This window comes from Dysgonomonas sp. Marseille-P4677 (assembly GCF_016652235.1).
In the GTDB taxonomy this organism is placed as follows: Bacteria; Bacteroidota; Bacteroidia; order Bacteroidales; family Dysgonomonadaceae; genus Dysgonomonas.
Genome location: NZ_JAEPKU010000136.1, coordinates 1 through 11895, shown reverse-complemented (window position 1 = coordinate 11895; position 11895 = coordinate 1). Strand labels below are relative to the sequence as shown.

The window sequence follows — 11895 nt, the reverse complement described above, 5'->3', positions numbered from 1 at the left end:
ATATAGAGATTTTCAAACAATTAACTTAATATATGACAAAATAAAAAAGAATTATCTCATACTAAATTTATAAATATCATTTCCATTACGAAAAACAACAGAATCAACATCGAGAGAGGCTTCAAAAGTAAAAACTTTAGATGGAACTATTGAAAAAGATCTTTTTACAGACTCTTGGTTGATAGAATAGACAATATTCAACTTACGCCCACTCAGATATGCACTATCCAGGAGAATATTTGTATTATTCTTAGTCTCCGGTAAAACAATGGCGCCCATGCGTTCCATATCAAAATCAACCTCAGTAGGTCGATTAGTCATCGTTTTTGCCGGTTGAAAATATCTCTCAAAATCAGCTTCATTAAGCAAAAACACTTTCGAATCATCAACCTTACCTACAAAAAAGTAATCTTCGACATCTCTCAATTCAATAAGACGAATATTATTACGTTTATCAGCATTTACCCTCTTTGCCGAGCCTCGAACATCAGGTATCTTATTTATATTTGAAGTACATCCCACTAAAACAACAAGCCACAAAGGGAATAAATATATAATACACTTCATAGTACCATTGATATTAAACGATTTAATATTTAAACAATATTATTATTCTTAAGTTTAAACGATAAGAAAAATCCAATTCTACTCTTCATCCATTTTTCAGTAAAACCAAACGCTTGTCTACAACATTTGGTATCTCATCCTCATAGTGGGTTACGTATATTAAAGATTTGTTTACATCACAAAAATCTTCTATAATTTTCTTCACTCGGTTTTTATTAAAAGCATCAAGTCCATGTAAAGGCTCATCCAAAATCAATAAGTCCGGATTCTTCACAAAAACACGAGCCAATAAAACAAGACGCTGTTCTCCCGAAGAAATATGAAGAAAAGATATATCTTTTAAATGGCTTACGCCAAATATTTCCATCCATGCCAATGCTATTAACTCCTGATCGGAATCACATTTTCGATATAAACCTATAGTATCGAAGAAGCCAGACCCCACAACATCAAGGCTTTTTACATTCTTGAGATAATACAAGTGCATTTCGGGTGAAATATAGCCTATACGCCGCTTAATATCCCAGATACTCTCGCCGGTACCTCTTTTTTTATCAAACAAAGTTATATCATTAGCATATGCTTGAGGATTATCACCACATATTAAACTCAATAAGGTCGACTTTCCCGCACCGTTTGCCCCCAATAAAGCCCATTTATCTCCTTTGGAAACCGTCCAACTCAGATCCCTTAAAATAGTTCGCTTGCCATAGCGAACCTCTATATTTTTTAATACTGCCGAATTGTTGAAAGATGAAGATTCCTGTCTCAACTTATCTTTCAGCAAATTGACATGAAGCCCTTCCCTCTTTTCAAACAAATAATTTATCAATTCGGTATCTCTTTTAAAATCAAATAGAGGTATTACAGGTAATAATTCTTTATTCTTTAATGGTAGCACATGCGTTATTACATCTGGAATGTCTTTAACATTAGGTAAAACAAGAACTATCTGCAAACCATCTAATTCAGACAATCGGACTAACAATTCATTTAATGTTATACGGGAGGAAGCATCGAGGCCTATAAAAGGATTGTCCAAGATCAACACACGAGGCTTCTCTATTAAAGATTTAACAATAAGAAATTTACGAAGTTCACCACTAGACAAACTCGTTACCTCTTTATCCATTAGTTCAGATATACCAAACCAATTCAACAAAGTATTCAACCATTTCTTATCAGCATAATCGACTAAATCCCGAACGATTGGTAAGTCTTGATCGTCCCCTTTATTCCATCGCTGCTGATAATAACTATTCTGAGTATCCATGATACTATATATATCTCGAAAAGCAACACTCTTTACAATTGCAGAAATTGGCAGAGCATCCCCATCTGAGTTTTTTGAAACAACTACTCCATTCTTTAAGGCATATTTACCGAGTAGTAAATCAACAAACTGAGTCTTTCCACTACCATTTGCACCTATTATAGCCCAATGTTGACCTTCTCTAATTTGAAAATTTACCGGCCTCTTAAATTGTACATGTTCCTGACGGGGAACTGCTTCTGATATTTCTATAATTACATCCACCTTATCATCTTATAATTTGCACAAACACAAAAGTAATTAAATTTAGACTTTCTCATTTTTCAAATTCGAAATAATCCTTCCACAAATAATCATACATTTCTATGATTTAGAATACCTAATAAGCTGAAATAGCTCATTCTTTAAAATAAAAAGCAATCTTTTTACTGAAAAGCTAAAATAATATAAGAATATTGTATAAATTTGTATTCTGATAGAGACTAAAAACTTACTCAAACAAAACAAACAAGTATTACCTTAACACCAATAAGGAAATTATGAAGATCAAATTTTTATTATTGCCGATTCTAGCTGGGGTTCTTTCCCTTTCTCTCAACGCTCAGGATATAAAAACAGCAAACAAACAAGAACGATGCAGTACTTGTGGTACATCAAGAGACTCTGTTCTACTCCAACTAAATAGCGGTGAAGAAATAATTGTAGTAAAAAGAAGCGCTCAACAATTAAGTGTTAGCCAATCAAATATGGCTAAACGTAGAAAATATTTCGACTGTCCGGATATATTGGCTCCGGCTCCAAGACCTGAAACGCCATCTATAGTAACAACCCCACCTACTATAGCACCTACAGTAACTCCGGAAACTCCAGTTAAGGCAAAACCATTCTTCCTACCGGATCCTGTTTTCTTCCGTATCAATAAATCTGTTATTGATAACTCGGAATGGGCTAAAATAGAATTAGCTGTCGACCATTTAACTAAGAACCCTGGAGCGACAGTTGTTGTAACCGGGTATGCCGATAAGAAAACTGGTAGTGCAAAAATAAACTTACGTTTATCTGAACAACGTTCAAATGCTGTAGCTAAAGCTCTTGAAGAAAAATACGGAATTAGCAAAAATAGAATTTCAGTTAACTGGAAAGGAGACGGATTGCAACCTTTCGAGTTCGATAATGACAAAAATCGTGCTGTATTATTCTTAATCAATCCATAAATATAAGGAGATATCGAAAATAAAAAAAGGAGGGGGGTAATAGCTATTACCCCCCTCCTTTTTTAGCTATTAATAAATATAAATCGACCTTTGAAATTATCTTTCTTCGCGCTTTCTTGTTAAATATTGTGCTTGAATATATTGCAATTGCTTTTCCAACATCGACACATGAAACATATTATATCCATATCTTGCGGCTTCCACTACAGGACGTGTATAAATATATTCAATCTCTAAGGGACGACAAAAATCATAATCCAACTTCATACTTGGAGAATAAGGTGTCATATGGCGAGTCGTTTCAAGAATACTATCGACATAGCTTTCAGGGATAGAAAACTTATTTTGTCCTATTTGATTGGCTGCTTGTACTACTTCAATCATAATCTCACGCAAGAGGTCTACCATAGGCTCATTACCCATCAATCTATCTGTGGTAGTATTCATAACCACTGTCATGCCATTATAAGGAATATTCCAAACAAGCTTCATCCAACGAGCTTTCTCCAATTCCAACAATTGTGCTTCCACTCCAGCGTTTGTTAAATCAGCGCATACCTGTTCTAGAATTTTTATATTTGAACATGAGAAAGAACCCAGGTTCAGCCTACCTTCATCAAAATGACCTATATGCCCCGCTCCTATTTTACTGGAACAAATAAATGCCAATCCTCCAGCGATACTTAGAGTTGGAAAATCTTCTTGTAAATCGGCTTCAAGTCCCAGCCCGTTTTGAATAAGAATTACAACAGTATTTTCGTGTAAAAGTGGTGGCAACAAATCTTTCAACAACCTGTTATTAGTTGACTTCAAAGCGACTAAAACAACATCACACTTCGGCATATCAAGGGTTCTATTATATGCAAAAACTGATGAAAGATGAAAATCTCCCTCAACAGAGTCTATCTGTAATCCATTTTGTTTTACATAATCATAATCAGAATGAAGAAGAAAATGAACCTCCTGACCCGAATTGGCTAAACGGCCGCCATAATATCCACCGATGGCACCCGTACCTATTACTGCATATTTTAAAGACATATATATTTTATTTATATCTACGTATATCATCAAACCATCTACCTGGATAATAGTCATAACCAGGTCTTCCACTATGGAATAAGATTGTACTCACTAAACCTATTATAACAAATAATATAATAAGGATTATCATAAAGGAACTCAATCTTTCTTCATTTTCATAGCCCTTTTTCTCTGAAGTATTCTTTTTAGTTTTAATTTTCTTTCTATTAGACATAACTTTATTAATTAGCTAATAAAAAACTTACTCTTTATTCATTTTATAAAAGGTGACAAAAGTAACAGTTTTTAATACGTTTTTTTATGTCACTTTTGATTTCTTCAAATTAGCTCTTCGTTTATGTATAGATAAACAATAAACAAATATATAAACAAAAAAGCGGCTACCCTAAGATAGCCGCTTTCATATTTAAATCCTATTTTTTAGTCTTTAAACTTAGCTTTTAAGAACTCACGATTCATGCGAGCAATATTCGTGATCGAAACATTCTTCGGACATTGCACCTCACAAGCTTGAGTATTTGTACAGTTACCAAAGCCCAGTTCATCCATTTTCGATACCATTGCTTTAGCACGACGAGAAGCCTCTACACGTCCTTGAGGAAGCAGAGCCAATTGGCTAACCTTTGCCGAAACAAACAACATGGCCGATCCGTTTTTACATGCAGCCACACAAGCACCACAACCAATACAAGATGCAGCATCCATAGCCTCATCAGCATCAGTTTTAGGAATAGGTATAGCATTTGCATCAGGAATACCACCGGTATTAACGTTTACATATCCACCTGCCTGCATAATCTTATCGAAAGCTGTACGATCTACCATCAAGTCGCGAATAACCGGGAATCCGGCTGAACGCCAAGGCTCAATAGTAATAGTTTCGCCATCCTTAAATTTACGCATATGTAATTGACAAGTCGTAATATCTTCATCAGGACCATGCGGATGACCATTAATATAAAGGCTACACATACCGCAGATACCTTCACGACAATCGTGATCAAACACTACAGGTTCTTTGCCTTCATTTATTAATTTTTCGTTCAAAATATCCAGCATTTCAAGAAATGAACTTTCTGTAGAAATACCATTAAGTGGAAATGTCTCATAAGCTCCTTTTACTTTAGGACCTCTTTGACGCCAAACTTTTAATGTTATATTGATTAATTTTTCCATCGTTTTTCTGAGTTACAAGTTATGCCTTATAATTTCTTTGTTGTCTAACTACAAATTCATAGTCAAGAGGTTCTTTGATAAGCTCAGGAGCTTTTTCTTCTCCCTCATATTTCCAGCAGGCAACATAAGAATAATGTTCATCATCACGCATAGCCTCACCTTCCGGAGTTTGATACTCTTCACGGAAGTGACCTCCACAAGACTCATTACGATTCAATCCATCATATGCCATTAACAAGCCTATTTCTATAAAATCAGCTAAGCGTAATGCCTTTTCTAATTCAGTGTTCAAGTCATTTGCTTCACCCGGAATACGTACGTTCGACCAGAATTCTTTCTTAACAGCCTTCAGTTTTTCGATAGCTGTTTCCAAAGACTCTTTAGTACGTCCCATTCCTACAAAATCCCACATGATCAAGCCCAATTCTTTATGTATAGAATCTACCGAACGTTGCCCCTTGATACCCATCAGTTTGGCAATTTTCTCTTTAAGCTCATTCTCTGTTTGAGCAAACTCCGGAAGATCTGTACTGAAACGAGGAACTGAAATCTGATCGGCCAGGTAGTTTTGGATTGTATATGGCAGTACGAAATATCCATCGGCCAAACCTTGCATCAAAGCAGATGCTCCAAGACGGTTAGCTCCGTGATCTGAGAAGTTAGCTTCTCCAAGAGCAAACAATCCTTTGATAGAAGTCATCAACTCATAATCTACCCAAATACCACCCATAGTGTAGTGAATAGCAGGGTAAATCATCATCGGTGTTTCATATGGATTCTCATCTACTATTTTATCATACATTTGGAATAAGTTTCCATATTTAGCCTCAACTGTATCTTTCCCCAAACGGTTTATTGCATCTGCAAAATCAAGATAAACCGCAAGGCCAGTAGAACCTACGCCATAACCTGCATCACATCTTTCCTTAGCCGCACGTGAAGCCACGTCCCGAGGTACAAGGTTACCAAAGGCAGGATAACGTCTTTCCAAATAATAATCTCTATCTTCTTCTTTAATCTGAGTTGGTTTCAACTTTCCGGCACGTATAGCCTCTGCATCTTCTTTCTTTTTAGGAACCCAGATACGGCCATCGTTACGAAGCGATTCCGACATAAGAGTCAACTTAGACTGGAATTCGCCATGTACAGGAATACAAGTCGGGTGAATCTGAGCAAAGCAAGGATTCGCAAAATAAGCTCCTTTTTTGTAAGCCTGAATAGCAGCCGAACCATTCGACCCCATAGCGTTTGTGGAAAGGAAGAATGCATTTCCATATCCGCCGGTTGCAATAACTACGGCATGTGCAGCAAAACGTTCCAGCTCACCTGTAACTAAGTTACGAGCAATAATACCACGAGCACGTTCAACGCCGTCTTTATCTTTGATAAGAACAACATCAACCATTTCGTAGCGTGTATAAAGCTTTACGCTTCCTTTGTGTACCTGACGGCTTAAAGCAGAGTAAGCACCTAACAATAATTGCTGTCCGGTCTGACCTTTAGCATAAAATGTACGGGAAACCTGAGCTCCACCGAAAGAACGGTTATCGAGTAAGCCACCGTATTCGCGAGCAAAAGGAACTCCTTGAGCCACACATTGGTCGATAATGCTATTCGCTACTTCAGCAAGACGATAAACGTTTGCCTCACGAGCACGATAGTCACCACCTTTAATAGTATCATAGAATAGACGGTAAACCGAGTCACCATCATTTTGATAATTCTTTGCAGCATTGATACCTCCCTGAGCAGCAATCGAGTGCGCACGACGAGGTGAGTCCTGAATACAGAAATTCAGCACATTGAAGCCCATTTCGCCAAGAGATGCGGCCGCTGATGCTCCTGCAAGACCTGTACCCACAACAATAACATCGAGACGACGTTTATTAGCGGGATTCACCAATTTCTGATGAGCCTTATAATTGGTCCATTTTTCTGCCAATGGTCCTTCAGGTATTTTTGAATCTTTTTTTGGATCTAGTATATTACTCATATCTGTTTTTCTTTTAATCTTTAACAAAAATAATCAGCATCTACTTTTAAAAAGGGCAAAGCATATGTCTTGCATAAAAGTAAATTGTCACAAAAGCAAATGCCAGACAAATAACAGTTGCAGCGACCTGACTAATCACTTTCCAACGATTCATCCAAACATGATTGTTCCATCCAATAGTCTGAATGGCACTCCAAAAACCGTGAGATAGGTGAAACCATAATGCAACATACCAAATCAGATATGCAACAACAACCCAAGTTTGACTAAAATAGTACTTGATAAAAGCAGCTCCGTCTTGAGGAGAAACCATTTCACCTCCTAAGGCAACTTCGTGATGTCCTATCAGTTCGGTAAACATCATCTTATACCAGAATTGGCTAAAGTGAAGTACCATGAAACCAATAACGATTACACCTAGTACAAACATGTTTTGTGAAGCCCATTCTACATTTTTAGGTCGTACATTTACAGCATAAGCATCATTTCCACGAGCCTTACGATTCTGCAAAGTAAGGATAAGCGCGTATATGAAGTGAATAGCCACAAGCGCTCCTAAAGCGATAGTACCTGCCACAGCATACCAGTTAGCTCCCAACAATGCACAAATGGTATTATAGGCATCCTCGGAAAACACAGCTGTCACATTCATTGAAGCATGAAACAGCAAAAACAAGATAAGAGCGATACCTGTGATACTCATTATCAACTTCTTACCAATAGAAGAATTAAGTAACCAACTCATAAATTAAATTTGTTTTTTAGTTATTTAGAATAGTTAATTGTTTTTAGCTGATAATTATAGAAAATAACCATATGTAATTGCTTTTTTCTATTGTATTGCAAAAGTAGATTAAATAAAGGGATTTTCAAAGGGAATATGACACCTTTTTAAACCAAAATGTAGCTTCAATATAAAATAGATAAGCCTTGGATTCAGATATATTAGAGGATTAAAAAAATTAAAAAGTATAAACTTGAGATTATAAATATTATCAAAACAAGATTTTAATAGTATTCGATACTTCTTAAAAATATCTTTGGGCTAATTCATATACTTGTTCGGCAGATTTACTCCATGAATACTTTTTCACTTGCTCCAAACCCTTCACACAAAGCTCGTGCCGCAGCATATCATTTTTGAGTAATTGCTCTATTTTCATGGTCATATCGTTCTCGTCATAAGGGTTTACATAGAGCGCTGCATCTCCACTTACTTCTCTCAATGCGGGTATATCGGAATTAATAACAGGGCAACCATAAGTCATTGATTCCAGTGGAGGAAGCCCAAACCCTTCGTATAATGACGGATACACTGACAATAAAGCATTCTGATACATTTTTTGTAGCTCATCGTCTGAAATATATCCCGGAAGATATATATTTTCTCCGACCATCTTTTTCAAATCGGGCGTATTAAATGCCTTAAACGACATTCCAATAATATATAACTTAATTGTTTTATCTTCTATCTTATTGAATGCATCTACCAAACGAATGAAATTTTTACGAGGATCCATGGAAGAAACTGCAACAATATATTTTTCTCCTTTGGAATCAGGCTGGTAGCTAAGAATATCTTCCGTTGAAGGTTTGTTATGGAAAGGTACATTACTATGCACTATGTGTATTTTTTCGGCGCTTATACCTAATGTATCTACAATCTCATTTTTCGAAAATTCACTTACCGTCAATACCACATGAGCCTTTTTTCCAATGCGGGGCATCATAAAATGGTAAAAACGATAATAGTTTTTCGAAAACCATTCAGGATAACGCTCGTGCGATACATCATGGATGGTCATTATCTGATTATCATAACTTAAAGGACCACAACCGGTAAAGCTTATAAGTAAAGGGTTTCCTATACTTTTAAGGTAACGGGGCAATGATATCTGTTCCCAAAGATGAGTCTTAAGAGAACCACATCTTATTGTTTTGAAACTAAATTTATAATCTGGATGAATTTCCTGTGGAATAGCAACGTGGAAGTCAACTCCCATCTCATGCAGTTTGTTGCAGATCTCAAATGCATAACGATGAACCCCTGTGGCTTTCTGTGTTAGATATCTCCCGTTTACTACAAACATATAGTGATTATTTTGGCAACCAATTCTTATTTTCCGCTATATACGAATCGACAAGGCTGTCTACCCGATATCTCATAGCATGAATATTTGAAGAATTGATCTCATATTTAGGATTAAACATATTTGTCATAATACTGTCAGCCAAAGCCGGACTGAAATGGGTTATATCTCCATAATAGTTCAGATCAGTGATTTCAGGCCTATCTAAGAAAGATATTATACGTACATTATCATAATTTTCAACCGCTTTAGTAAAATCGGATACAAAGTTTAAAAACTGATTATAATAGTTATGCTTACGAGTATGATACCAATATAAAGCAGAATAAGACGGAAACATAAACGTATAGGAAACATCCTTGTGTTTTTCTATTTCCAATCCGGAAACAAAAGATTCCAGACTATTCTTCATACGTTCCTCCATCCCATCCGTGTGTTGGTACAATACTGAATTTCCTGACAAGTAGCTATTTTTAACGAAATCAGCATTATAAGTCTTCGCAAAATCCTCTGTACCAATCTTATCTATACTTGTTTTTGCTACATATATAGGAGAAATATCATCCTTTTTCCATTTGAAGTAAAGAGATACCCCCAAATCCGCTGGCAAATATTGTACTACAGCCTCATAACCAAACAGATATTTCAATTTATTCATTACTCCGTCTTCATATAAATATTTAGGGTAACGAGATACGACTCCTGCCTGATTGAAGAAAGGCATATCTATATTAAGTATTATATTCTTAGTTCCCTTTTCACATACTATAGAATACAGCAGCTCCATTTCGGCCAGATTCATGCCTCCCGAGGAAAGCTTAACCGGCTCCAGTCCTGTATAATTATTGCGAAGGGTAGATACATCAAAGCTTTGTATCATGGAGGATCCTATAATTGCTGTATTATAATTATAATTTTTGGCCAACCCACCATTCACAAAACGAGGATTCAGTATATATTTATTTTCAGGATTTACTCTAAATTGTAAAAACGGGTCGACAATATACGTTGTCAGCCCTATTAGAAACATACTTGCAATAGCTGCTACTACAAATATTTTCAAAAATCGACCTACATTATATTTTTTCTCTAACAAATTCATAGTCACTTAGAAATTGAAATATATAAAAGCCCCTACCTTCGAAAAGTGAATAACAGCGAAGGAGAACAGTACAGCCATAGCAACTGCAACCTTAGGTTTAGGCTTAAACTCGTTATAAAGATCTATGCTATTCTTGGGAAAGAAAAATACAAGATATGCTACAACAAGAAGTACACCGACAACAAATATAACCTGCGCCAAATCAGGATAAGTTAGATTTGTATTGAAAGCTAAATGGCTTATTCCTTCAAAAGAAATCGTATCGGGCATATACATTTTCTTTAACATTATCAGAGCTTCCTTTACTGTTTGAGAACGGAATAACACTAGAGCTGAACTGACAAACAAGAAAGTAAAGAAGATTCTTATCAAATCCGGTATCTTATTTAACTGTTTATCAAAAAGCTTCTCAAACACACGTACAACACCATGTAAGGAACCCCATATAACATAGGTCCAGGCAGCTCCATGCCAAAGGCCACTTACAAAAAACACAGCAAACAAATTAAAGCAGGTGCGAGGTAATCCTTTTCGGTTCCCCCCAAGTGGTATATATATGAGAACGAACAATGATCGGCCAAGTGTTATATGCCAACGCTTCCAGAATTCAGTAATACTTTTCGATTTATAAGGAGAGTAAAAATTGACAGGCAACTCTATATTCATCATTTTAGCCAATCCTATAGCCATATCGGAATATCCGCTGAAATCAAAAAACAATTGAAATGTATAGGCTAATGAACCCAGCCATGCACTACCAAAGGATAATGAATCAGGATCAAAGAAGGCATTGGCTGAAAAGATATTGAGTGTATCTGCAACAACAGCTTTCTTAAAAAGTCCAATTATAAAAATAAAAAGCCCCTGAGAGAAGTTATTAATATCGAAAAAACGATTTTTATCATCCTGATACTGGGACATGACATCTTGTGAAAAAACAATTGGCCCGGCTACTAATTGGGGGAAAAATGTTATAAATAATGTATAATCTAATAGACCGGGAACTTTCTCCTCTTTCTTGTTCACACTGATAAGGAAAGCTATTTGCTGGAAAGTAAAGAAACTTATACCCAAAGGCAGTATAATATGTTTGAGCACAAAATGAGTATCGAATACATCATTTATATTATCTAAAAAAAAATTATAATATTTGTAGTACCCAAGCAAACAGACATTAAATAATACCCCTAATGTAAATGCTACCTTTTTCCCAATAGGCTTGGAGGCATTCTGAACCCCAGTTGCCAATATATAGTTAACCGCTACAGATATAAGTATGAGCCAAACATAAGAGATATGGTTATATCCATAAAAGACAAGAGATGCCAATATAAGAAATACATGCTGTACTTTTCGTGACACATAGCGCGACATCCCAAAATACAACAACAGCACTATAGGCAGAAAAACAAAAGTGAAAATATATGTAGAAAATA

Annotated in this window: 10 protein-coding genes; 1 reads left to right on the top strand and 9 read right to left on the bottom strand. The window is 35.9% G+C overall.

Annotated elements, in window-relative coordinates:
- Window positions 1-51: 51 nt before the first annotated feature.
- Both JGH11_RS16770 and JGH11_RS16765 read right to left on the bottom strand, forming a co-directional pair.
- Window positions 52-567, bottom strand: a complete 516-nt coding sequence (locus JGH11_RS16770; protein ID WP_201113745.1) for a hypothetical protein — start codon at window positions 565-567, stop codon at window positions 52-54.
- An 85-nt stretch (window positions 568-652) separates the two neighbouring features.
- Window positions 653-2104 (bottom strand): ATP-binding cassette domain-containing protein, encoded by a 1452-nt coding sequence (locus JGH11_RS16765; RefSeq protein WP_201113743.1) that lies wholly within the window; start codon window positions 2102-2104, stop codon window positions 653-655.
- Between the two features lie 275 nt (window positions 2105-2379).
- Here JGH11_RS16765 and JGH11_RS16760 point away from each other — a divergent pair, with 275 nt between their 5' ends.
- Window positions 2380-3054 carry an OmpA family protein gene (locus JGH11_RS16760; protein ID WP_201113734.1) on the top strand — a complete coding sequence of 225 codons (675 nt, stop codon included), beginning with the start codon at window positions 2380-2382 and terminating at the stop codon, window positions 3052-3054.
- 96 nt (window positions 3055-3150) lie between these two features.
- Here the strand turns inward: JGH11_RS16760 and JGH11_RS16755 are convergent, their stop codons facing one another.
- The 7 genes from JGH11_RS16755 to JGH11_RS16725 all read right to left on the bottom strand — a co-directional run.
- Complete coding sequence (locus tag JGH11_RS16755; protein ID WP_236264064.1) at window positions 3151-4152, bottom strand: putative 2-dehydropantoate 2-reductase; 1002 nt, start codon at window positions 4150-4152, stop codon at window positions 3151-3153.
- Window positions 4153-4518: 366 nt separating this feature from the next.
- Window positions 4519-5274: a succinate dehydrogenase/fumarate reductase iron-sulfur subunit gene (locus JGH11_RS16750; RefSeq protein WP_201113730.1), complete on the bottom strand. Its 756-nt coding sequence runs from the start codon at window positions 5272-5274 to the stop codon at window positions 4519-4521.
- Between the two features lie 19 nt (window positions 5275-5293).
- Entirely contained in the window at window positions 5294-7267 is a 1974-nt protein-coding gene (locus JGH11_RS16745) for a fumarate reductase/succinate dehydrogenase flavoprotein subunit (protein WP_201113728.1), read from the bottom strand.
- A gap of 46 nt (window positions 7268-7313) precedes the next feature.
- Window positions 7314-8012 (bottom strand): succinate dehydrogenase cytochrome b subunit, encoded by a 699-nt coding sequence (locus JGH11_RS16740; protein ID WP_201113726.1) that lies wholly within the window; start codon window positions 8010-8012, stop codon window positions 7314-7316.
- Window positions 8013-8295: 283 nt separating this feature from the next.
- A complete protein-coding gene (locus JGH11_RS16735; RefSeq protein ID WP_201113725.1) occupies window positions 8296-9357 on the bottom strand; it encodes a glycosyltransferase family 1 protein in 1062 nt (353 codons plus the stop codon).
- A gap of 7 nt (window positions 9358-9364) precedes the next feature.
- Complete coding sequence (locus JGH11_RS16730; RefSeq protein WP_201113724.1) at window positions 9365-10459, bottom strand: hypothetical protein; 1095 nt, start codon at window positions 10457-10459, stop codon at window positions 9365-9367.
- Window positions 10460-10465: 6 nt separating this feature from the next.
- Window positions 10466-11895: MBOAT family protein (locus tag JGH11_RS16725; protein ID WP_201113723.1), on the bottom strand; the 1430-nt coding region annotated here is incomplete at its 5' end.

Coding starts and splice junctions, on each gene's coding strand:
- JGH11_RS16730 (WP_201113724.1), bottom strand. CDS start 10,459: ATGAATTTGTTAGAGAAAAAATATAATGTAGGTCGATTTTTGAAAATA.
- JGH11_RS16745 (WP_201113728.1), bottom strand. CDS start 7,267: ATGAGTAATATACTAGATCCAAAAAAAGATTCAAAAATACCTGAAGGA.
- JGH11_RS16740 (WP_201113726.1), bottom strand. CDS start 8,012: ATGAGTTGGTTACTTAATTCTTCTATTGGTAAGAAGTTGATAATGAGT.
- JGH11_RS16770 (WP_201113745.1), bottom strand. CDS start 567: ATGAAGTGTATTATATATTTATTCCCTTTGTGGCTTGTTGTTTTAGTG.
- JGH11_RS16750 (WP_201113730.1), bottom strand. CDS start 5,274: ATGGAAAAATTAATCAATATAACATTAAAAGTTTGGCGTCAAAGAGGT.
- JGH11_RS16735 (WP_201113725.1), bottom strand. CDS start 9,357: ATGTTTGTAGTAAACGGGAGATATCTAACACAGAAAGCCACAGGGGTT.
- JGH11_RS16755 (WP_236264064.1), bottom strand. CDS start 4,152: ATGACTATTATCCAGGTAGATGGTTTGATGATATACGTAGATATAAAT.
- JGH11_RS16760 (WP_201113734.1), top strand. CDS start 2,380: ATGAAGATCAAATTTTTATTATTGCCGATTCTAGCTGGGGTTCTTTCC.